The sequence below is a fragment of the Paenibacillus sp. FSL R5-0490 genome (genome assembly GCF_001956215.1).
Classification (GTDB): Bacteria; Bacillota; Bacilli; order Bacillales; family Cytobacillaceae; genus Cytobacillus.
The window spans coordinates 135,966-158,922 of sequence record NZ_MRTQ01000006.1; the positions used below are offsets into that span (position 1 = coordinate 135,966).

Annotated in this window: 17 protein-coding genes; 6 read left to right on the plus strand and 11 right to left on the minus strand. The window is 39.9% G+C overall.

The features are described 5' to 3' along the window. Window positions 1–13: 13 nt before the first annotated feature. From BK139_RS06685 to BK139_RS06695, 3 genes are all read right to left on the minus strand, one after another. Complete coding sequence (locus tag BK139_RS06685; RefSeq protein WP_076257575.1) at window positions 14–3,538, minus strand: S8 family peptidase; 3,525 nt, start codon at window positions 3,536–3,538, stop codon at window positions 14–16. Between the two features lie 418 nt (window positions 3,539–3,956). Continuing rightward, window positions 3,957–5,879, minus strand: coding sequence for a M14 family zinc carboxypeptidase (locus BK139_RS06690; RefSeq protein WP_076257576.1), 1,923 nt, complete (start codon window positions 5,877–5,879; stop codon window positions 3,957–3,959). 120 nt (window positions 5,880–5,999) lie between these two features. Next, a complete protein-coding gene (locus BK139_RS06695; RefSeq protein ID WP_083675305.1) occupies window positions 6,000–6,884 on the minus strand; it encodes a helix-turn-helix domain-containing protein in 885 nt (294 codons plus the stop codon). Window positions 6,885–7,064: 180 nt separating this feature from the next. Here BK139_RS06695 and BK139_RS24300 point away from each other — a divergent pair, with 180 nt between their 5' ends. Together BK139_RS24300 and BK139_RS06700 are read left to right on the plus strand one after the other, a co-directional pair. Beyond that, window positions 7,065–7,193 carry a hypothetical protein gene (locus BK139_RS24300; protein ID WP_256815608.1) on the plus strand — a complete coding sequence of 43 codons (129 nt, stop codon included), beginning with the start codon at window positions 7,065–7,067 and terminating at the stop codon, window positions 7,191–7,193. 336 nt (window positions 7,194–7,529) lie between these two features. After that, a complete protein-coding gene (locus BK139_RS06700) occupies window positions 7,530–7,847 on the plus strand; it encodes a hypothetical protein (RefSeq protein WP_076257578.1) in 318 nt (105 codons plus the stop codon). A gap of 32 nt (window positions 7,848–7,879) precedes the next feature. Here BK139_RS06700 and BK139_RS06705 read toward each other — a convergent pair whose 3' ends face one another. The 5 genes from BK139_RS06705 to BK139_RS06725 all read right to left on the minus strand — a co-directional run bounded on the left by BK139_RS06705 (window position 7,880) and on the right by BK139_RS06725 (window position 14,611). After that, window positions 7,880–8,773, minus strand: coding sequence for a helix-turn-helix domain-containing protein (locus tag BK139_RS06705; RefSeq protein WP_076257579.1), 894 nt, complete (start codon window positions 8,771–8,773; stop codon window positions 7,880–7,882). Between the two features lie 1,030 nt (window positions 8,774–9,803). Further along, window positions 9,804–11,009 (minus strand): efflux RND transporter periplasmic adaptor subunit, encoded by a 1,206-nt coding sequence (locus tag BK139_RS06710; protein ID WP_139325606.1) that lies wholly within the window; start codon window positions 11,007–11,009, stop codon window positions 9,804–9,806. 13 nt (window positions 11,010–11,022) lie between these two features. After that, window positions 11,023–11,685, minus strand: coding sequence for a hypothetical protein (locus BK139_RS06715; RefSeq protein WP_076257580.1), 663 nt, complete (start codon window positions 11,683–11,685; stop codon window positions 11,023–11,025). A 147-nt stretch (window positions 11,686–11,832) separates the two neighbouring features. Beyond that, complete coding sequence (locus tag BK139_RS06720) at window positions 11,833–12,627, minus strand: DUF4309 domain-containing protein (RefSeq protein WP_076257581.1); 795 nt, start codon at window positions 12,625–12,627, stop codon at window positions 11,833–11,835. Window positions 12,628–12,757: 130 nt separating this feature from the next. Next, window positions 12,758–14,611, minus strand: coding sequence for a bifunctional metallophosphatase/5'-nucleotidase (locus tag BK139_RS06725; protein WP_076257582.1), 1,854 nt, complete (start codon window positions 14,609–14,611; stop codon window positions 12,758–12,760). A 197-nt stretch (window positions 14,612–14,808) separates the two neighbouring features. Between BK139_RS06725 and BK139_RS06730 the strand changes: the two genes are divergently transcribed. The 3 genes from BK139_RS06730 (at window position 14,809) to BK139_RS06735 (ending at window position 18,236) form a co-directional block, all read left to right on the plus strand. Next, the gene (locus tag BK139_RS06730; protein ID WP_076257583.1) at window positions 14,809–16,674 is read left to right on the plus strand and encodes an LTA synthase family protein; all 1,866 of its coding nucleotides are present in this window, start codon (window positions 14,809–14,811) and stop codon (window positions 16,672–16,674) included. A gap of 142 nt (window positions 16,675–16,816) precedes the next feature. Continuing rightward, on the plus strand, window positions 16,817–16,966 hold the full coding sequence (locus BK139_RS23865; RefSeq protein ID WP_160169263.1) for a hypothetical protein: 150 nt from the start codon (window positions 16,817–16,819) through the stop codon (window positions 16,964–16,966). A 160-nt stretch (window positions 16,967–17,126) separates the two neighbouring features. Then, window positions 17,127–18,236 (plus strand): acyltransferase, encoded by a 1,110-nt coding sequence (locus tag BK139_RS06735; protein WP_076257584.1) that lies wholly within the window; start codon window positions 17,127–17,129, stop codon window positions 18,234–18,236. 41 nt (window positions 18,237–18,277) lie between these two features. Here BK139_RS06735 and BK139_RS06740 read toward each other — a convergent pair whose 3' ends face one another. Continuing rightward, complete coding sequence (locus tag BK139_RS06740; protein WP_286148125.1) at window positions 18,278–19,228, minus strand: DUF3298 and DUF4163 domain-containing protein; 951 nt, start codon at window positions 19,226–19,228, stop codon at window positions 18,278–18,280. A gap of 228 nt (window positions 19,229–19,456) precedes the next feature. Further along, window positions 19,457–21,751 (minus strand): hypothetical protein, encoded by a 2,295-nt coding sequence (locus BK139_RS06745; protein ID WP_076257585.1) that lies wholly within the window; start codon window positions 21,749–21,751, stop codon window positions 19,457–19,459. 222 nt (window positions 21,752–21,973) lie between these two features. Here BK139_RS06745 and BK139_RS06750 point away from each other — a divergent pair, with 222 nt between their 5' ends. Further along, a complete protein-coding gene (locus BK139_RS06750) occupies window positions 21,974–22,711 on the plus strand; it encodes a hypothetical protein (RefSeq protein WP_076257586.1) in 738 nt (245 codons plus the stop codon). 44 nt (window positions 22,712–22,755) lie between these two features. Here the strand turns inward: BK139_RS06750 and BK139_RS06755 are convergent, their stop codons facing one another. Further along, a complete protein-coding gene (locus BK139_RS06755; protein ID WP_076257587.1) occupies window positions 22,756–22,932 on the minus strand; it encodes an acyltransferase in 177 nt (58 codons plus the stop codon). Window positions 22,933–22,957 lie beyond the last annotated feature (25 nt).

Consider the following 22,957-nt stretch of genomic DNA (forward strand, 5'->3'; position numbering starts at 1 on the left):
GGAATTTTTATTTCTATTGCAAGTTAACTTTCAAACTATAAGAATCCAATGTAGAACCGCCGAATGTATCACGGACTTTGATATGGTAGACTCCTTTTTTCAGGTTAAAGTACAGCACTTCCCCATCTCCTTCAGAGTAGTAGTCTGCTTTAGCCAGTAGTTTGCCATCTTTATAAAGAGTCACAACACCATCAATTTCAGTTCCGGCATTAAATTCGATATAGCCTTTCGTTTGTTTATCTATTTTCAATTCATACCAATCTTCGTCACCGTTCGGTACACCGGCATTAAGATGTCCGGAGGCAGTCAAGAGCTTGCTGCCTGACTTCTTCATCATCAGCGGCTTAGAAGGTTTGTTATTCTTCACTACAGAACCCTTATCTTCGTCATTTTGGTTAACCGGCGCCACAGCCAATTCATAAGGAAGCAGGGACAATGGAGTATTGCCATCAAAATAACCGGAGGCAATAATAATATAGTTTTTATTTTTCTCAGCTTTAAATGATCCATAGGTTGCTCCGCTGTCAATTCCCTTTTCAATATACTGAATTCGATCGAATTCCTCCGGATCCAGCTTGCGGTTCTTGTTTACATCTTCTGCGATGACCACAATTCCATAGAACGGGCTCAGCAATTCCTTAGGATATTTCGCTTTCCATTTGGCATCAGCATTTTTCCTCTTCATGGATACCCCATAAATGTTTGCTGTTTTGCTTTCAAGATAGAAAACATCCTGATCGAAAGGCATCGCGAGGTTCCCTTCGATTTTTGCTGAAGGAAGATTCTTTATTTTCTCCAGGCTATCGTTATCTTCATAAGGATCCTGAGGATCTTTAATCACCATTTTGGCACTAAAGATGTATGGATCAAAAGATGTTGAACCAGTATAGTAATCTGCACCAGCCTTAATATAGTAGCTCTCTCCAGCTTTCAGACCCGTTAGCATGGAGGCATCCAGCTTCATGCTTACCCAGTCAAATTGCATATTGGTTCCAATCTGCTCCAAAAAGGCATACGTGTTTCCTTCCACGTCTGTCTCTTCCTTAATGCGGTAAATCTCCATTAAAGGAACCTGGCCTTTTTTATCGTCAAACTTAAATTCATAGATTCCCGTTTCATCCGGCACAACACTAAACCAGTCTTCATCTTCTAATGTCTGGATATAGCCTTCACCTTTTTCATCCATTTTAAAAGGCTGGGCACCCTCTTTAAGGATTTCAGTGAAATCAGGCTCAGTTTCAGCTTCTTCTTCAGATGCTTCTTCTGTTTCTTCTTCCAAATCCTCAAATGCACTGCGCTGTTTTTCAAGGCCATTGCCGGCCATTTCTTTCTCAGCGGCTTCCTCATCCATCATATAAGGGAATATATCTTCATCTGCCGGCAATGTTTTTCCATTAACCTGCAGTTTGTATGGAATCAGAGAAGGTTCAGGAGTCTGCTCTTCTTCAAGCAAGTCGAAGTTTAACATGAAATCATACATGCCAAAGAAATATTGATCGATTTTATTAGATATTTTTATGATATACGGCATTTCCGGCATAGCTGTAAAAGAGAGAGTTTCCCCTTCACTTTTGCCGCCCCTGTTTGCATAGAATGCCGGCTCAATCGGGTATTTGCCGTAAAACATTTCTTCAAGAAGCGCCTCTTTCTCTTCTTCCGTAATCTCTTCCATATCAGGAGGGAAAATCTGATCCCCCATATAAACACTGATGCTTGTATCAACACCCGGCAGTTTAGCTAAATCAATTTTCACTGCCTGTTCCTCTTTAACAGTGAATTGATAGAAATCATCATCGCCATCTTTCCCGGTTAAAAGCTCCTTGCCATATGAGTATGGCAATTCAATAGAACTCATATTGTGAATAGAATTGCCATCTTCTTCGATGCCAGATGCCTTTTCAGCGGAAAGGCTGAATTTTGATTGCCCTCTGCCCGAATCATCAAAGCTGCCATTGACATCCTTAACGCCGAATGCAAGCGTTCCTGAAAATGGAACTTCAAACAGCTTTCCTTCCTCATAGCCTTCTCTGACTTTGTTTACATCCAGCTCTACTTTCCCTTCATCGGAAACCAAAAATAATTTGAGCTTGTAATCAAATTGCTTGGCTCCGTTAAGAACAAATTGAACTAAATCGCCTTTCTCGACATCTGTTTTATACCATTTCTCCTGGAACGGGGCTGTAATCGCTCCTTTAACTGTCTGCTTCTTCTCAAGACTTACCGCTTCTGCCTTTTCCAGAATTTCTTTTTCAGACAATTGGTGTTTTGTCAGCGCAGGCAGCTTCTTAATATCATATTGCATAGCTGCAGCCGGATTAAGCAGGCCATTTCCATATACTACATCAAATCCCTTATCACCCAGATCCTCCGCTGTATGCTCCAATATATATTCGATCTGAATCGGAGTCAGGCCAGGGTGCTTGGACAGAAGCAAGGATGCTGCTCCAGCTGCCATAGGCGAGGCCATGGACGTTCCGCTCATTTTAAGGAAGCTCGATTTTTTTTCGTAGTCATACATAGTGCTGTATACATCTTCACCAGGAGCTACAATATCAACGGACGTGCCACATGTAGATAAAATCCCCAGCTTTTTGCTGCTGTTTATATTCCCAACACTGATGACACCTTCATAGGCAGCAGGATAGCTAAGTGAATCATCCCCTGTATTTCCTGCCGCGGCCACCACTACAACATTCTTTTCAGCAGCCTTTTTGAGCGCTTCTTCAATCAGAGGAGATTTCATAGGACCGCCAAGACTCATATTGATTACTTTTGCACCTTTTTCTACTGCATAGAGAATCCCCTGGGCAATCACATAATCTGAAGCGCCCCATCCTCTGTCAAAAACATCAATCGGAAGAATTTTAGCATTTGGATTAACACCATAGCCGCCAATGCCGTTATTCTTATTGGCTGCAACAATTCCAGCCACATGGGTGCCATGATAATCAGGTGTGCCGGGGCTCATTGGATTGACTGCATTATAGCTCGGGAGCAGCTTTCCCTTTAAATCAGGATGGTTCATGTCCACACCCTGGTCGATTACTGCAACCGTTACAGGGTTTTTTCCAGCCAGTTTTTGAGCCTTTTCCAGCTGAAGAAGTTCGTTCTGATATTGTTCTTTTGCTTTAGGATCCGGCAGCGAAAGCGGTTTGTAATTGACGCTTGGATAGGCGGATATAACTCCGTTCAGCTTTTTGTAATTGGTTAATACTTTGCTGAACTGATTTTTATTCCTCACTTTAACAACAGCATAATTTAAATTGGAGAACTGCTTAATCAATGTTCCCCCTGCCATTTTGTGCTGCGATTGGGTGAGCGGCTTTTTAAATTTAACCACCAGAGTATCTCCGCTTAACGCAGATTCTTTTGACTGCTCCAGTTTCTTTTGCAATGACGGCTGGTCAATTTGCACCGCCGAAATGCCCGGCACCTCTTTTCCGCTTTCTGCAGATACACCAGATGCTCCAAGCAGAGACCCGGCAGCAATGCCAATTCCTGCTGCAAGATTAATAGATTTTTTCAGCCAGCGTTCCATTCCCTTCCTCCTCATAAAAGTAAATAAATAGTGCTATTATAATATTACTATCATTTTCAATTAATAGAAAGTTTTACCAAATTAAATTATTCGACAAAAAAAAGCGGAAGGCGCCCGCCTATAAAGGTACGCAGACTAAAACCGCCACGTCCTGTGGCAACGTCTGCATGACCCGCATCCTCCCAAAAGCTGTCGCTTTTGGTCGTGCGATGTTTATGCCGACGAAGCCTTCCTTGTCCTGCGGGCCTCAAGCATAAGACGAGCCGGCTGAAAGGTTGTTCTTTAACCTTTTGGCCGGATTGGCTTAGACCCGAGAGCCGATGGCGCCTGGAGCTAGACAGTTATCTAACTTCAAGATTTAAACATTCTTATATTAGAAAAAGAGCCGGGTTTTATAAACCCAGCTCTAATTATTAACTTATGGCTGCTCTTCTGAAACAGCTTCTTCATCTGTTTGAGAGGCATCAACTTCGAGTTCTTCTGTTGCACTGGTGTCTGCCTGTTCTGATGGCACTTCACTTTCAGTATTAACAGCAGGGTCCACTTCTTGTGAACTGTCTTCCTGCTCCTGAACCGGCTCTGCTTCCGGCTGTTCTTCTGAAGGCTTTAAGGCTTCATACTCTTTCACAATTTCCTGCTTCATTTTTGCAAGCACTGCTTCAAAGCCAGGCAATTCACGGTATCTGCCAGGATAAAGCTTGTTGCCTGCCTCTTTGATTTCCGCAGAACGTCTTTCAAGTCTGTTTAACTCCGCCAATTGGCTCTCAACTGCATCGAGTTTATCGGCACTAAGGTTAACCTGAATTTCTTTCATTAGCATGTATCTGGAAATCTCATAAATAACTGTTTCTTTCGTAATCTTTGCAGGCAATACATACTTTTCAGCTGCAATGTCACGAACATGAGGACCATAAAGCTTATTAATAAACAGCTCCGTTTTCTTAATCTGGTATGAAAACTTATGGTAAGCTTCCACTGTTTGTTCATCCAGAGTACCAGCATCTATCAATTTAATTAACTGTGAATTCATTGTTGTCAGCTGCGCTCCGGTTTTTTCTGTATCGATAAAGACTGCTGCCCGGGCTTTATGATCATAAGCCTCCTTCAGCACTGCCATTAACCGGTTTTGATCGTTTTGAGGCAGGCCTTTCAGCAATGTTTCAGCTGAAGCAATACTTTTACTTGCATTCTGGTAGGCTTTTGCAAAGTCTGCACTTACTTTGAAATCACTTGTACTTTTTATGTTTCCGGAATAATAGGATCGGAGCTTTCTTGATTTTGCAACAGCATCATTTGTCTGGTTTGCTGCCTGGGTTACCTTTGAACTTGTTTTTGCCCCGCTTAAGCTATAGCCGATGCCTGCTACATAAAGTCCTACACCCTGGTTTTGCTTCCATATGCTTTGAAACTCTGAAAGCGGCAAGCTGGTTTCACCTGCATATCTGCCGATTTCCGGAGTAAACCCTGGAAGCTTATGGGTTGAAGTAAACCAATCCGTAAAGCCGCCTCCCGATGGTCTTGCACCCGGGTACACCAGACTATATCCTGTCATTTTCCCTATGGTTTTGGCATATTGATGATCCCGGTCGTATAAAGCACCTGTCTGATGGAATTTCCAGTAAAGAATCTGTCCGCTTGAATGGTAAGCAAGAGCAGATGCAGGCTTAATCTCATTCACAAAGTTTATAATCGCCTTCACTTCAGAAGCCGATTGCGGCTGGGATCCTTTATAATTCTTGTAATAGGGCTTTCCCGGATTGCTTTTAATATTTGCCCAATCAGCAGGATACTGGCGATTCAAATCGACTCCCTTTCCATTTGCTTTCCAGCGTTTAAAATCCTTGCTTCCCGCATTCATTTTGATTAATCCCGCATGTGTGCTCGAAGGAAATGCTTTTAATCCAAATTGCTGCAGTGTCACACCATCCGGATTAACCATCGGCACAAACCACATGGTGGTTCTGTTCAGGTGAGTCCGCACATCCGCACCCGCTATTGTCCGTCCGCTCTTATAGGCTGAAGCGTACTGTTCAAGCATATACATGTTCAGCGTAGTCGACATCCATTCCCTGGCATGGTGGGATCCATTGATAAATATATTTGTTCCGCCTTTTCCAAGTGATACGGCATAAATATTTCTTCCATATTCACTTTTTCCAATAACTTTATATGTAATAAGGTCTGGGTATTGCTTGGCAAGCTCCACAATGTCAGCCTGCATTTTTTCATAAGTATAAACTTCGGCTGGATTCACCGCTGCAGCTTCGGCACGATGTTCCAAATGGACGAAGCCGGCAAGAACTAACAATATTGTAAATATGAATCTCATTAAAATTTTCATCTTTTCCTCCTAAAATTTTGTACATCTATTAATATACTATGCAGAAGGACAAATTTGGGGAAAATTCAGCAATTTTTTCAAAATCGCCCATCAAAAAAAGCCTGTCTAATCAGGACAGGCTTATGCAAAGGTATGCCATTTTTGAATTTTGCTATTGATAAAGTTTACGTACTTCTCATCTTCCTGAAGTTCAAAAATAATCAGAGATTTTTGCATGCATTCTCTTGCTTTCTGGAACTTGCCTTGAATTTCATAGTTGTAGCCAATATGATAATGAAGCTCCCCAAGAAGATAAAGATTATCTTTTTCAATGCACCACCTGACGGCTTCCCTGCAGTATTTAATTGAATCACTATACTTCTCAAGACGAGTCAGTGATCTCGCAATATTATAATAAAGTCTGCACAATAAAGTATGGTCATTAATGAATGGCAGCTGATGGAGATATTCTTTTGCTTCAAAATAGACTTTCAGCGATTTTTTATAATCCATTTCTTCAAAATAGACAGAACCGATACTCAGCAAAACTTCTATTTCACGTTCAGACCAGACCTTGTCGGTATAATGAGTTAAAGCTATGGCTTTAGAAAGGATGTCAATCGCTGCTTTAGAATCCTTATGAAGCATATACTGGCAAATTCCTTTATGCCATAATAGAACCTGAAAATTTTTATTGTTTTGCTGGAATAATGGATTCTTCTCTTCTGTTTTTACAATTTGTTCCATCTCTCTGTAATCTGAGTTCCTTCTGGCCAAGGTTAATTGCCTTAAGACTTCCTGTACATAATCCAGCCGGGGCGTTGTGCCAATGTCGAAGAAATAGTTCACATCCACACCAAGGCGTTCGGATATTAAATATAAAGTAGATGCATAGGGATATACATCCCCCTTTTCAATTTTGCTGATCTGCGCCTGCGTACAAATCCCTTTTGCAAGCTCTCCCTGTGATAAGTTCATCAGTTTTCTTAGTTCCCTGATTCTTTGGCCAATCGCGGAGAAATTCACCCTTTTCACCCCTTTCATGTAAATATGCCTAGAGTTATATTTTTATTGTTGATAAACAGGAAAAAGGATATAAGACAAAGTATACTGGTAAAATTAAATAAATATACAAAAAACGCTTCTGAATTATTTATGGTTTAATATAGATAGTTCCTTAATTTTAAAAAGCAAGGAGGAATTTTCATGAAAAAACGTTTATTAGTTATGATGGCCGTATTCACTTTTGTATTTGGAGCTGCAGGCATTACCTTTGCTGCTGGAAATAACGGCGGCGGCGGTGTTACAACTCAAGAGCTTCCGACTATATTCTAATTTTGACTGTATATCTGTTAGGATTTCAAAGGGGTTGACCCTTGTCTTATTAATCTCCAATTGAGGCACTTCATCTGAAGTGCCTATTTTTTTTGTAATTAAAACTTAATTACTGCTCAAATTCAACACGCCATGATAAATTCCCTTCTTTTACAGAGCAGTGATGCTGATTATATTCTTTCAGGAATATTCCTATAGTTATAATTTTATATGAAAACCTCACTTTTTCATATTAAATATTCATTCCATTATCTAAATCACCTTCTGATTTCAATCAGCAAAAGGAACCATTTTTGTTATGATAAGGGCATAAAGATGCAGGGAGGGTGAAAGGGTATGAATCTTGATATGAAAATTCAGCCGAAGTTTATCGAGAACGAAAGCGCGATCATTTTTTCATTCTACTTTAGAAACGCATCAATGAAAGTTGGAGAAGCGGTTATCTATACGTGTGAAGAAGAACAAAATGAAGAATTGGCAAGAAAGGTTTACAGTATCCATGAAGAATTGACGGAACTAAACGAGAACTCAAAAAGAAAAATGGCTTATGTAACGGAGCTGACTATACCAGAAGGATTTAAAAACCAGTCATTCACTAAAATAAAAGAGTTTCTAAAAATCATCGGCATCAACACATGCGTATACCAGCATTGATGTCACAGGATACCTGATGTTCGGGATTGGCATCAGGTATTTTTCATTAATTCATCCTCCTGCCACTTCATTAACTTGCCATTAATATAATCCGAATATTTATGATCCTTCTGCAGGTCAAAAATCAGCAATGCCTTTTTCATATAATCTTGAGCAGAACGATAATCTTCCGCCAGTTCGAAATTGTAGCCAATGTGATAGTGAAGTTCTCCCAATAAAAAGAGGTTATCTTTTTCAATCCCCCAGTCGATTCCTTCTATGCACGTTTCAGTTGATTTTTCATATAATCCTTTCCGGGTAAAAGCTCTGGCCATATTATAGAGCAGTTTAGTTTTTAATATATAATCCCGCAATTGGGGTAGATTTTTCATCTCTGTATATACACTTTCATAAACCTGAATAGCTTCATCCAGCAGATTATTTTCAAAGAAAACGATGCCTTTGCTTAAGAGAATTTCCAGCTCCTGTTCCGTCCGGAATTTTTCATTAGTCAATTCCAAAGCTTCATCAAGAGTTTGCAGAGACCGTTCAAAGTCCGAATGGACGTGATAGAGGCATATGCCTTTGTGCCAAATAAGAAGCTGAAGATATTTCTGATTTTGATAAAAAAGCGGATTCCTTTCCTCCATCTCCACGATCTCTTCCATCTCCCGATATTTAAAATTCCGACGTGCAATTTTGAGCTGTCTGGCCACTTCTTCGACATAGTCCAGCCTTGGCGTTAAACCAATATTGAAGAAATAATTCACATCAATGCCCAGTTTTTGAGATATTAAAAAAAGGGTTGATGCACACGGAATTACTTCCCCATTCTCCAGCTTACTGATTTGCGCCTGCGTGCAAATGTCCTCTGCCAGTTCCTTTTGAGTAATTCTTTGTATTCTGCGCAGTTCTTTTATCTTGTCTCCTATAACAGAAAAATCCAAAGTTTCCACTCTCCAAAAAATATTCCAATTATTATATTATTATTATAAATGCTTCTATAACCTAGTAAAAGCTATATTCTATTAAAATAACCGGCATTCAGCAGGAATCCAGACTTTTAGGTAATATGTTTTAATTAGTTCATAAGTATTTAATACTTTCGGAAGTTCGTCACTTTACGAACATCATCCAATTCTCCAATTTATTGCCGCCCGGACTGACCGGGCGGCCCTTTTTTTGTGCTTGGAACTTGTTATTCGGGTTTCTTTTTGCAGAAATGTGCTTGCCGGGTGCAGGAGTTTGTTTCTATTTGAAGGGAATCCGGTTCTATTTGCAAGTTCTCCCAGCCTATTTGCGGGATCCGGTTCTATTTGCAAGTTTCACCTTTCTATTTGCAAGTTCCCTCTTCCTATTTGCAGAATCCCCACTCTATTTGCAAGTTTCCTCTTCCTATTTGCAGAATCCCCTAACTATTTGCAAGTTCCCCTAACTATTTGCGGGATCCGGTTCTATTTGTAAGTTCTCCCAGCTTATTTGCGGGATCCGGTTCTATTTGCAAGTTCCTCCGGCCTATTTGCGGGATCCGGTTCTATTTGCAAGTTCTCCCAGCCTATTTGCAGGATCCCGGTTCTATTTGCAAGTTTCATCGGCCATTTTGCGGGAACCGCTTCTATTTGCAAGTTCCATCGGCCTATTTGCAGAATCCCCCTTCTATTTGCAAGTTCTCCCAGCCTATTTGCAGGATCACGGTTCTATTTACAAATTCACACCGCCTATTTGCAGGATCCCGGTTCTATTTGCAAGTTTCATCGGCCTTTTTGCGGGAACCGCTTCTATTTGCAAGTTCCATCGGCCTATTTGCAGAATCCCCCTTCTATTTGCAAGTTCTCCATGCCTATTTGCAGAATCCCGGTTCTATTTGCAAGTTCCCCAATTCTATTTGCATAGTCCATATTTCATCTCCATGCCGCACAGTCTCAGCCAAAAATTCCATAATAAAACCCCGGGCTATTCAGCCCAGGGGTTGTCCAATTATCGGGATACAAATCCTTTTAATATATATTTCCATTTTGTCTTATTTTTCAGGCTGCTGATCTGCTTTTTACTTAAATGTTTTGTTTTGAAGGAGGTTGCTGCTTCTGTTCCATCAAAATCTTTATGAATGCCTTTATCCATTACAATCCATTCGCCCTTTTCGAGGCCATCTTTAATTTCGGTTCTCCCATTTACCTGCAGTCCGGTCTCTATATTTCTTCTCTCAAGCTTCCCGGTATTTGAGATCACCCACAAAGAGGAAGCATTTTTGTCTTTTTTTATCACTTTGGAGGGTACTGTTACTGCCCCTTCAATCTCATCTGTAACAATTTCGATCTGAACCGGGGTCCCCTTTAAGATCTCTGATGCGTCCTCATTTAACTGAACCGAGAACGGATAAGTGCTTTCCTTATTCAGAGAAACTCCGCTCTTTGGAAGGGATGCCAGGTTAATAATGGTTCCTTCTCCTTTAAAGTCCTTTGCTGAGACAAGTACTTTAAGGCCAACAGAAGTTTCCATTCTCTCATCTAATGTTAGTTCACCATTAATTAGTGAAGCATCTGAAGTAATCGTAATAATAGGATTTTCAAGGGAGCGGTCAATCTCACTGATTGTTCCTGAGAAATTGCTCTGAACGGTTACACTGCCTGGCTGATCTTCCAGGTAATCCAGCTGGTTTTCAGTCATTTCAAGCTCCCGTTCCAGCAGGCTGACCTGAAGCTCCTTTTCATAGATGTCTCTATCAAGGCTGGAAGTCACCGCTGTTTCGCTGTCTTTCTCTTCTTGAGCAAAAATAAGCGTTCTTTTATATGTTTCCATATCATCAATATGACCTTCTAAGTCCTCTATTTGGTTTTCAAGCTTTTCTGCTTCTGCATTCAGTCTTTCTTTTTCGGCATCAAGGTCTTCAGGCTGATATTCAAACAAACCCGTTCCAGGTGTAATCGCATCTCCCTCTTTAACCAAAAACTGATTAAAAACCCCCTGCCGCTCATCGTAATAGACCTGGTATTCTTCCGCAGGTGATACCACACCTTTTTTCGAAAAGGAATCTATAAGGTTCTCCTTCGAAACGGCCTGCCATTTATCTATGTATGCTGTCTTATCCACTTTGCTTCCTGGCTTTAAGGCCAAATAAAGATTTGCAGCAATAAAGATTCCTATACACACAACCAGGATTCTAAGCACCCAAGCTCTTTTCACAATAACACCGCCATTATATAAGTTTCTCAAATTCAAGATAGTAAATGGTAGATGTCATGATCCATCCAACCAGATTAACGATTATCACAATCAGCAGGATCCATTTGGGGCTTCGCGGCGAAAATGCTTTAAGATTCATATATTGGAAGAAAATTACCCAAATTTGAAAAAGTGTGATGGTGCCGGCCAGTTGAATAAGCAAACGGTTATCTGTCAAATATTGTACCATTACGCCCAAACTGAAAGGCGAGGACACTCTCTCAAGACCAAAGCTAATCTGAAGAACTAGCGTTAACGCTTTTTCTATTAGTAAAACAGCTAACACAAATAGCTGCATAACCAGCAGTTTCGCAAATTCCGTATCCATTATAGTCCAATAAAAAATGGCTGGGACAAAAAAGATCAGCAGAGAAAAAACGATTCCCCATACTACTTTCCCAATGCCTAAAAATAGCTTTTTCGTTTCCAATTCCTGCTGGGATACATTTGATATTTCATTCGATATAATATCCATGCCATATCCTGTATATGCTGCCGCCAGATATAGAATGGCTCCGGCAGCCATGAGCAGCAGGAATCTTATATAAAGCCCGGTAATTTTCTCTGCTTTTGTCAATTGATAAAGGTATGTATTTGGACTTAGAATTCCTTTTATAAGCTGAACATGATAAAACATGGCTGTTTCTTCCCCCGTTAATGAACTTTCTTTTATTATATAAGAGATTGTAATAATTGCCAGTATAGAGTCGAAATTTCTAGAAATTAGTCAATTGCTCACAAGCAAAAAGAAAAAGTGCCGCTGATGGCACTTTTCCCATTCGAACTAATTCTGCTTCAGCAGGTTTATATATATTAGTCTTTCTCTGCCCGTCTCTACACCGAAAACAAAGTATACAAGGTTGTCTCCCATTTTATAGATGATTTTCCAGGTCTGGTCATCTTCAAAAAATCCTTCTCTTATAAGGGAGCCGGTACCGAGCCTATTTAGTACATAAAGAGGCGAGATATCGGTTACAGAGTCAACTAAATACTTGGAAGTGAATATTTCTTTTCCGTCCGGCAGTTCAGTAAAATAAACATATTTCTTTCCGTACTGATAATATCTTGAGCCTTCGAACAGTCCTTCATCAGTTGGCTCTCCCAGCTTGCTCTTTACATCGTCGATCGTATTCTTGTTAATAATGAAATCCTGCCCTTTCAGCTTTCCGTCCGCCGCATCTGTAAGGATGTCTGGTTTTATCATGACCAGATCAGCCATTTGCCGTTTCTTTAGAACCGATGGAGTTTTGTAAAAGACATCAGAAGAGTTCATTACATAAACGCCTGCACCTACGCCATAAAAATAGACGCCATTGATTTTTTCATAGGAATATACCCTATATGTATTTCCATTTTTGAACGTGCCGGATGGCTTGAAACTGCCATTGCTTTCTTTAATCAGCCTGCTTGTATCTTTCAGAATAGTCACCTTGCCAATTTGACCTTCTACTAATCTCGCATCATCCCAAATCACTGATGGTCTTGTATCCTTAGAGGCTGCTGAGGCTGTCTCAGAATCCCCCATAATACCAAAAAAACCAGCGGCCATAATCATGCCTGAAATCAAAGTCTTTTTCATAACCCCACTCCTTTATTACTTATGTTTCAATAATATTACAAAAATATTACAAGCGGAACCCTTATTTTGTAAAATAGGTATATACTACTATAAAAAAAGAAACTGCCTTATTTGGCAGCTTCCTCATCGTTTATTTTCCATTCAATTCTTCGAGTTTCTTTTTAGATGGAGTTTCGTACTTCACAAACCCTTTCATATTGGTAATGTAATGTCCGGACCCGACTCCGTACTGGCCGAAGAAATTGTAGTCATAGTTGTAGACACGGTAAACCTGACCAGGCTTTAGCACACGTACAAACTGAAGCTTGTTGTCAGCTGTACGTTTCCATAGGTTAATAGGCTTTTGAACGGTAATGCGGCCGATTTGGCCTTTGTTCATCAGTACGCCATCCCAATAAACCTTAGGTGCAGGCTTATTGTCATCTTCTTTAGGATCTTCAGGAGCTTTTGCTGTAATACGGCCTTCAACTTTTGTATTTACAGTGCCGATTTTTTGAATATAGGCAATAAGCGCTTCATCGAGTGCAGGAAATTCATTGACAATCGCACTGTCTTTGAATGAGGTATACTCATCACCGCCGCTTGCCATGAAGTCATTTGTGGCAACGAGGTATTCTTTGTTCATATCGACAGGCACACCTTTGATCTTCATGTCCTGTACCCGATTTCCAGCTGCTTTAGATGCATCAATAACAAAAGTCAAACCTGAAACATGCGGGAAGGCTCCTTTAGCGTCAGGATATGAATTCACACCATTCTCAATTCCTGCTTTAATTTGGGAACCTGACAGCTTTTTTGTGACAATATAGTTACCAAAAGGCAGTACTGTAATAACATCGCCTTTTGTAATTTCCCCTTCAGCGATTGAGGCACGAATTCCGCCGCCGTTGGTGATAGCCATATCTGCACCCGTCATGTCCACCATCGCATCGGTAATCAAGTTGCCGAGATTTGTCTCTCCTGCACGGACTTGTTCACGTTCTCCATCAAGTTTTACAGCCGTTTCACCAATGACTTCAGACAGAATCTCTTCTTGAGCTGTCTGAATTTCATCGATTACTTCTTTAACAGCCGGATCTTCTTCAACGGCTGCAGTTTGTTCTTTTGTAATTAAACCGGCTGTTTTGCCCTTCAGTTCATTATTCTCAAAGGTCAGTTCCACCACGCCAAGATTTTTTGTGTACTCCCCAGCACTTACAATCAGTGTATCATTTTCACCCTCCAGGCCTTCAACGAGCTTAGAGTGGCTGTGCCCATCAACAATCAGATCAATCCCAGGGGCACCCTTTGCCACTTTAATGGAAGTATCTGTACTGGACTCATCAATTCCCAAATGTGTTACCGCAATTATCATATCAACGTTTTGAGCTTTCAATTCCGCCACCATCGCCTGTGCCTCTTTTACCGGATCAGTGAAAGATAAGCCTTCAACATTTTTTGGATGTGTTTTATAATGAGTCTCTGGTGTCGACAATCCAAAGATCCCCAGTTTCAAACCGTCAACCTCTTTTATTTCATAAGGCTTCAGAAGGAGATTCCCATCCTGCTTGCGAACATTCGCGCTTAAGAGCGGAAACAGCATTTTGTCTTTCAGCTCTATTAATCTTTCATAGCCATAGTTGAAATCATGGTTTCCCGCAGCCATGCCATCATAGCCAACTTTATTCATCACATTAACAATGCTTTCTCCCTTGCTCAGCGTGGCAAAAGTGGTCCCGTGCAGGGTATCACCAGCATCTAAAAGCAATGTATTGGGATTTTTACTTTCATATTGCTTTACTAGAGTGGATAGTTTGGCAAATCCCATCCCATCATATTCGCCTTCAACAGCACGGCCATGAGAATCATTGGTATGAAGAATAGTGATTTTTTTGGTATTTGCGTCTGTATTCCCTTCTGCCTTAACCGCAAATGACCCGCTGAACCCGGATGAAATAACCATGGCGGATACCACGGCAATACAGCCCTTTTTCCAAATCCTCATTATAAACCTCCTGAATTTAAAGTTTATCATTACAAAAATATTATATATTAAAACTATTAAGATTTGTTTGATAGTTTGTAAAAGACGTTTAAAATTCCCATTCGACAAACTCCGCACGAACGCTGTCAGATTATTTTTATTAATTTTCTGTTAATTAAGTGTTAAGATTTTGTAAAAAGCGTTTGAGGGTGGGGAACATGAAGTTAATAAAGAAGCATTATCCGGCTCTCCTGTCTTTAGCTTTGCTGACAGGTTTTTTCAGCTTATGCTGGGCGTTTAAAACCTTTTATTTTATCTATGAATTGGAGCTTAACCCGCATAAGAAACTGATATTATTATCTTCTGGCGGTCTCGGGGCTGCAGTGTCAGGATTGATTTTTTTCAGAAAAAAAAGAGTCCAGACCGTTCTGGCCTTTATTGTTTACCTGCTTCTCTCGTTTCTTTTATATGCAGATGTACTGTACGAACGTTATTATGATGCCATTCTTCATATCCAGTTGATGCAGCAGGCCAATCAGCTCGGAGATGTAAAGGACTCGATTGCATCGCTTGTTTACGTTAGTGATATCGTGTATTGGATAGACATCCCTGCCATTCTTCTGGCTCTTTATGTTTTTTCACGGAAAGAAAGAAACCTGAGGCACCCTCTCATTGGATCAGCCATGTTTGCTGCAGGCGCTGCTTTTATCTTATTTGCGGCCTTTTATCCGCTGAAGGATACCTTTTCTGATCAATATAAAGTTTCCCTCACAGGTATCCTGCCAGCCCATATCTATGATCTTTCGAGAACTTACCATAACCATGCTGCAGCCAAAGAAATAACTGCTGAAGAAAAGACAGAATTGGAGATTTTAAAGGACTATTTCAAAGGGAAACAGGATCTTTTAAAATCATCTCCCTATTTCGGAAAGTTTAAAGGGAAGAATATTATTGTGGTGCAGGCTGAATCACTGAATGACTTTCCAATCGGCTTAAAAGTAAATGGTGAGGAAATAACCCCGCATCTGAATGAACTCATCAGCACCAGCCACTATTATCCGAATATTTACCTTCAAATTGGGAGAGGCAATACGTCAGATGCTGAATTTGCTGCAAATAATTCTTTATATCCCATTGCAGATATGGGTGTTTATAAAACTTATCCAAAAAATAACTTCCTCTCGCTTCCGCAAGTACTAAAAAAAGAAGGATACGCAACGAGCGCTGCCCATGGAAATTCACCGGAATTCTGGAACCGGAGATTGGCCTATCCTAACCAGGGCTTCGATAACTTCTACAGTACTGAACATCTAAAAATTAAAGAAGATGAAGTAATCGGAATGGGCGTCTCGGATCGAAGCATGTTTAAACAAATGATAGATATCTATAAGGAAGAAGAAAAGCCGTTTTACAGTTTTATAGTCAGTCTGACGAATCATCGGCCATTTGACTTGCCTGGTAAATATCAATCTTTGGATCTCCCTGCAGAATTTGCAGATACCTTAACAGGGAACTATCTGCAGGCTACGCATTATTTTGACCAGTCAATCGGTTACTTTATTGAAAAATTAAAAGAAGAACAAATATGGGATGATACGATCTTTGTCGTCTATGGAGATCATTACGGGCCTATTCCAAAAGATAAGGATGAGATTGACCAGCTTCTCGGCATCAGCTTCAACCAGAAAGAGCAATTCAATGTCCCGCTGATCATTCACCATCCAGGACAGACCGCAGCTGTTAAAAATGAGGTTATTGGAAGCCAGCTGGACATCTTCCCTACTCTTGCATCTCTGATTGGCACCGAACAGCCGCTTGCACATCTCGGGGCATCGCTTGATATCAAAAAAGAAGGCTTTGCCGGTTTTGCTTATGAAACGACCCCATACTCGTACTATTCGGGGCCATATGATTATGCTGCTTCACATAATGGAGTTTTCCAGGATGGTATTTGCACAGATAACAAAACCGGGGAAAAAGTGTCCGTTAATGCCTGTAAAAAAACGTATGATCAGCTTGTAAAGGATGTTCAGCTTTCTGAATTTCTGCTGAAAAATAATTTAATTGGGGAATTGTTTAAATAATTTCGAGGGATTCCAACAAAACCTGTGTATGACAGCGCAGAATTTGTTGGAATTTTTGTTGTTTTAATCAAATAAAAAGGCGGTATATACGTAATAACTAAAAATTGGGATTGAAAATATATAAAAAGGAGTTGTTTTTCAAATGAAAATTAAAGCAGGCAGCTGGAGTTTATTAACCCCCCAGGACAAATTGTTTATTTTGGAGGCAGTGAGCAGCCGCTCGAAAAACCGGAAACAGGAAGAGCAAGCTCCATCTCAAGAATCATACATTCAATTATCATTTGATATATAAGTGTCTGTAAATTTTTTAACTATTTCCCTATCTTTGGATGCATTATTAACAAATCGATACTTTATGGTTAAAGTACGATAACATTCCGGACGGGCCCCTGTATTTCATATACGATGTAGTGGTAAATGAATTCTGTTACTACTGCAAGGATGTGAAAGTCATGGGCAAATCAAAAGCACATATCCAAGAGATTCATTATTTGCGGGCTATTGCCTGCATATGGGTACTATTGGTTCACGTTTCAGCCTCCTTCTACTTTGAGAACGGCGAAACGTATAATGAACTTACTCTTTTCATCAATCAAATTAGCCGATTCGGTACACCTATTTTTGCTCTGATCAGCGGATTTCTGCTCTTCTACCAGACCCGGACAAGAGGCTTTACTCTAAAAAAATTTGCTGTGAGCCGTTTTACGAAAATTGGTGTACCTTTTATATTTTGGAGCATTTTCTATCTACTATTTATGTATTTCGTTCAAGGTGCCAATCCGTTTGAATCAGGGAAAAGACTGTTCCTGATCAACTTTGCTTTCGGCAATAGCTTTTACCATCTATATTTTATGTCAATTGTTTTTCAGTTTTACCTGCTGTTTCCGCTCCTGCAGCTGTTCCGTTCAAAAAAGAGCTGGATTTTCTTATTAGCAGGATCAACCCTAGTTAATTTATATTCATTAAAAGCCTATAACCCGGGACAGTTCGAAGGAATCTGGCAGGTCATTCTCAGCCAGCGCGCCTTTTTGCCAAGCTGGATCTTCTTCTTTATTTTTGGGGGATTCTTAGCTTATTATTGGGAGCCGCTTAGCCAGTTCTCGAAGAAAAACAAGAAAATCTTAGGTGCGGGTGCCGCGATTATAACTGTAATGGCTGTGGTGGAATATAAAATCATCGGATCCATCCCATCAAACCGGGCGACTAATATGATTAATATCCCCATTATCACTCTTTTTATGATGGGTATTGGGGAAGATATAAGGAAGATCAGCTGGCTGGAAATATTCCTTTCAAAAGTTGGAAGCCTTTCAATGGCCATTTATCTCGTCCATCCGTTTGTTCTTTTAACATTCCAATCACTGGCACCGAAAAGCATTTGGAGTACAGTTAATTTTCCATTTGTTTTTGCTCTGATCCTGTCAGGAACAATTGGAGTGGTTAAGGTTATACAGCTTCTGCCTTATAATCAGTATTTGCTTACAGTGCCTAAAGTTAAGGACAAAAAGCCTGAAAAGGTAAAACGACTGAAGAAACTGGAAGCAGAATCGAATACGGCATGATCATAAAAGCCCTAATTCACAACTTGAATTAGGGCTTTTGCTTATCTGAAAATTTTATTTGGCACTTTTACTTCCGGCATACCGGCAGCATATGGCGCGACTTCATATTCAAAGAATTTGATGGCAATACCGCTTCCTGTGAAATAGAAAGGACGCTCATTATTGATTGTGATTTCCTCCAAATACTCAGGGAAAATCATTTCCCCTCTGGCAGCCCGATTTTTCAAATCAGTGATGGCATAATTCTTAATCTTGCCTCTTGCGGCGCTGGTTTTTGCCACATCAGTTAACTGCAGCTCAACACCCTTGATCAGGTCAAAATTATACGAGGTTACCGTTGACATTCCATGAACGCCGCCTGTGTACATGTAATCGTAAACTAAAATGCTCAGAAGGTTATTTTCGTTATATTTCACCTTATAAGATACATCATAATCGTAGCTGTACATCCATTCTTCATCTTCTGGCACGTGGTAGCCATTGTCATAGTAATAATCCCATCGATGCTCTTCCTCTTCATCCTCGAGATTTTGAGCACTTTCATAAGACTGTTCAAAATGGCTCTTAATAATTGCATTAATACGCTCTTTTGCGGCATTATCCACTAAACTGCTTATTTGCGGATAAGTGAAATCCCCAATTTTCTTGTTCGTGAAGTTAACACCCAATGCCTGAAGCTTCACCTTGGATGGTGTTTCATATTTCACTTTGTTATTGCGGTCTATATAATAGCCGCCGCCTAAACCAAGCTTGCCTGGAAGAAACGTATAAATTCTATAATTTTCTCCTGCCTTCAGTGTTCTGGACGGAGTTTTTTTAGATCCATCCCACTTGTATAACTCCGTGTTCTTTAAAACTGTTAATCTTCCAATCTGGCCTTTTTTCAGCTCTGCTCCATCCCACATTACCTTGGCGCTTGCGCCAGTGGGAATGGAGACGAAAAAAAGTAAGAAGGAAGCTAATACCATAACAGCTATTTTGGCTTTTTTCATCGGATACCTCCAGAAATTAGAAATGAATTCTTTTTTAGGATATCACACGCGATAGGTAAATAGAACTATACAAAAAAAATATATTTACTGAATATAAATTAGATAAAGAATGAAAGATCTAAAGGGACTAAAAACTAAACAGTAATAATAATTACGAGTTTTCTATTCTTTTTTGAAATATAGAAAGGGACACTCCAATATTTAAAAGTGTCCCTTAATCTATTAATATTAGCTGTTAAATACTATTTCATAACCATTTGCACTAAATGATTTTCCCTTTAATTGCCCCAGCTTGATGTCCTTTAAAGCAGTGTTGGCAAACTTCTTCAGTATTTGCTGTTCTAAAGTATTTGCTGCATCTGAAGTCTGAGATGAGCTAAATGAAAGTAACAGTTGAGTAAAACTGACGTTTGTTGTTTTTTCAATGTCTCCTATTGTAACGTCTGTTTTATTGATTGTTACCGTTGCAGTATTATTACCTTGTTTAGTTATTGTTCCGTAAGCATTATTAAAAGTCGTTAATGCTGCTTTTCCAATACCCAAGTTAATGGTGATGGTAACAGGTGCACTTTCCTCACTGGTTACTTTATTTACTAATACTCCAGTAAGAGTAATTGGATCACTTCCAAATACCGCTCTCGCATTGGCCATATTAACTCCTTCTACTCCAGTATCTAGATTACCAAACAAATGCTTTGTGGTTACAGTTGTACCAGAAAGTACTATTGGTGTATCGATCCAATCTTCAGATGTGCCCATTGCTTTCAATGATGTAATTTTCAAATTGGAAGGTACATTTGTTCCTAGTGATACACTATAAAATATTTCATCATCATCAACATTAACCAGATCCACATTGATATTACTTGGATTGCTATCATCTACTGATTCTTTATCTAAGCCGGAAGTAAGACTATTATCCACATAAACAGGAGCATTCGAAGGTGGTGTCACAACTCCGCCACCGCCGCCAGCAGGAGGAGGTGTTACAGTGCCTTCACCCGGCTTCGTAACTTCACCCGGTTTATTTCCGCCAACTTCAATTCCTTCATCAGCTTTCTCGACTGTACCTTTGTTGTCGATTTCCACTTCGCCTTTTACTGAGGAATCTTTCTTCACTTCTTTAACAACTGCACCTTTTGCTACTGAGATCTGGGCAGCTGCTTTGATGTTGATTTCTTTAACTTCAGTGCCTTCGCCAATTGCAACGGCTGCGTTTTCACCTGTTACTTCGATGGCTGTTTCTGAGAAGTTGCCCTTAAGTGCAATTCCTTCAGAATTTTCTCCGCCTTTTGCTGCAATTGTAACTGTTTCAAAAGAGCCGCTTTCCTTAGACTCTAAGTTTACTTTCCCTTTTGCTCCAGCTTTTTCTGACACGACAAGGTTCTTCACTTTTACACCTGTGTCAGCAACAAGATTGGATCCATTGGCGTCATTTACAACAAGGCTGTCCGCTTCTACGCCTTTCATGTATAGACTGTGATCAGCAATGTCCTCAACAATAATAGCTCCGCCTTTGCTGTTCACTTTATTAACCTTTACATTTTCAAGGTGAACCGTACCTGCTCCATTAGGTGAACCCAGTACTGTAAGGTTACCGTTAATTGAAACATTTTGAAGTTTGATATGTTCATTTTCTCCTGCATATAAGAAAATAGATTTGCTGGATTCGCTTCCTGATGCAGGACCAAATACGGAAGGTTTGTCAGCCGCTTTAGAATGAGCAACATATAGAGTTCCATGTTTGCTGAATTCTTTTTCTGTTTTTTCAAGGTCACTTAAAGAACTTTTGATTAATGGATTAGATTCTTTAAGGCCATTCTTTGCAGCTTCTTTAATAAGGAATTCTACATTGCCTAAATACTGTGCTGCCTGCTCAGCATTATTATCTTTTAATGCTTTTTCAGCACGGTCGATTTGCATTTTAATAGAGACTGGATATAAAAGGTCTTTCAGCTGTTTCTCAGCAGAATGTTTATAGAAATCACGGAATTCTGTACGAGTTGTCACGCCATATACGCGATCAAGCATAAACGCATTTTTCTTAATCTCCCATGAAACTTCATGGTAAAGTTTTTCAGTCTGATCATCCACTTCGCCTTTTGCCGCTTTAGCTTTAAGCTCATTATATTTCTTCTGGATCTTCAAACCGGAACTTACAGCATCAATGTAAGCAACAGAACGGTTAAGATATGTAGCAACATTTGCATCAAGTCTTGCTGAAAGGACTTCTTTCTCTTTTCCTTTCAATCCCGCTACTTGCTTTCTGGCATCTGCCAAAAGGGCTTTCACCTCATTGTGCATCTTCATGTTTGGATATCCTACTAAATTGTTAGGATATTTTGTTTTGCGGTACTCGATAGATACTTCCCATTTTAGTGCACCAGCTAACTTTTCAGCTTTTACAACCGCTTTTTCTGCAGAAGCATATGATGCCGCAGAAGCAGGATTCGACACAGCCATCACTGAAGCAGCAACCGTCGCAGCCATTAATGTTTTAGTCATTTTTTTCTTTTTACCCATATGAACACCTCTTCATTAAATTCCTACTGTACTAAAACGCACAAAAATAGGTATATTTTCATAGTTCCTTATATAAATATTACCATTTGAGTAAAATCAAAACAATATGTTTATAAAAATTTACCATTTTAATATAATAATAGATGGATATTGCCGATATACACTAAAGGTGGAAATCTGTCGTATGATGGCATATAAAAATAATAGTAAAGAGGGTATGACATGAAAAAAATCATAGTTTGGAGCATATCGATACTGGCTTTCATAGCTATAATGGCTGGAGGATGGAAGTGGAATCAGCAGGTAGAAGAAACAGCTGCAGATGCGAAAGAGTCTCTGGAAATGCCTGCCGGCAAGAAAACTACTTCAAATAAATCCGGCCTGACAAACGAGCAGGGTGAAGCAGAAAATACTGAGAAGGCTGAGTCTGATAAATCAAATAAGAGTTCTGACAAAGAAACTTCTTCCTCCCAATCAGACGGCGAAACTAAGCAGGGCGGCAAGAAAGAGAATGGTCAAAAAAGTGCTGATAATGAAAAATCGGATGATTCAAATGAGGCAGAATCAGCTTCTGCAGGAAATTCATCTGATCAGGGCACAGCAAAAACAAATGAAAAGAAGAACAAGTCCCTTGCAGAAATAAAAACGTATTACAATAGCCTATTCTCAGAGCTTGAAGCACAGGAAACCAGTAAAATCGATCAGCTTGTTGTGGAAGCCAAAGCAGAAATAATCAGCAAAAAAACGCCAATGAGCGAGCTCATCGGCAAATATCAATCTTATGCGGGACTCATGGAGAGGAATGCAGACAGCACATTTAATACGCTTTATCAGCAGCTGCAATTTGACCTGGAATCCAATGGATATAGTTTAAATGAAGCACAGGAATTTCAGCAAACATACAATGCGAAAAAACAAGAACGAAAAAGCCGGGTTATAAGTCAGTTGAAAAACATGTAACAATCCGCAAAAAGGCAGGGGAATCAGTTCACCTGCCTTTTTCATTAATTTCCAAATTCAAACTTCTGTACAAAGTTACAAGATGGGCAGGCTCTGCCCAGACTTCTATGGGTAAAGGGATCTCTGTAATAGGTTTCATCCAATCCGCATACAGAGCATTCCATTTCATGAAGTATCTCTCTTGGACCAAATAAAGCATCCAATAAAGCTTCAAAATGCATTTTCATCACTCCCAAACAACTTCTT

Excerpts from the sequence above, each read along its gene's own strand:
- BK139_RS06685 (WP_076257575.1), bottom strand. The coding sequence starts at position 3,538 with ATGGAACGCTGGCTGAAAAAATCTATTAATCTTGCAGCAGGAATTGGC.
- BK139_RS06690 (WP_076257576.1), bottom strand. The coding sequence starts at position 5,879 with ATGAAAATTTTAATGAGATTCATATTTACAATATTGTTAGTTCTTGCC.
- BK139_RS24300 (WP_256815608.1), top strand. The coding sequence starts at position 7,065 with ATGAAAAAACGTTTATTAGTTATGATGGCCGTATTCACTTTTGTATTT.
- BK139_RS06700 (WP_076257578.1), top strand. The coding sequence starts at position 7,530 with ATGAATCTTGATATGAAAATTCAGCCGAAGTTTATCGAGAACGAAAGC.
- BK139_RS06715 (WP_076257580.1), bottom strand. The coding sequence starts at position 11,685 with ATGTTTTATCATGTTCAGCTTATAAAAGGAATTCTAAGTCCAAATACA.
- BK139_RS06720 (WP_076257581.1), bottom strand. The coding sequence starts at position 12,627 with ATGAAAAAGACTTTGATTTCAGGCATGATTATGGCCGCTGGTTTTTTT.
- BK139_RS06725 (WP_076257582.1), bottom strand. The coding sequence starts at position 14,611 with ATGAGGATTTGGAAAAAGGGCTGTATTGCCGTGGTATCCGCCATGGTT.
- BK139_RS06730 (WP_076257583.1), top strand. The coding sequence starts at position 14,809 with ATGAAGTTAATAAAGAAGCATTATCCGGCTCTCCTGTCTTTAGCTTTG.
- BK139_RS23865 (WP_160169263.1), top strand. The coding sequence starts at position 16,817 with ATGAAAATTAAAGCAGGCAGCTGGAGTTTATTAACCCCCCAGGACAAA.
- BK139_RS06735 (WP_076257584.1), top strand. The coding sequence starts at position 17,127 with ATGGGCAAATCAAAAGCACATATCCAAGAGATTCATTATTTGCGGGCT.
- BK139_RS06740 (WP_286148125.1), bottom strand. The coding sequence starts at position 19,228 with ATGAAAAAAGCCAAAATAGCTGTTATGGTATTAGCTTCCTTCTTACTT.
- BK139_RS06745 (WP_076257585.1), bottom strand. The coding sequence starts at position 21,751 with ATGGGTAAAAAGAAAAAAATGACTAAAACATTAATGGCTGCGACGGTT.
- BK139_RS06750 (WP_076257586.1), top strand. The coding sequence starts at position 21,974 with ATGAAAAAAATCATAGTTTGGAGCATATCGATACTGGCTTTCATAGCT.
- BK139_RS06755 (WP_076257587.1), bottom strand. The coding sequence starts at position 22,932 with ATGCATTTTGAAGCTTTATTGGATGCTTTATTTGGTCCAAGAGAGATA.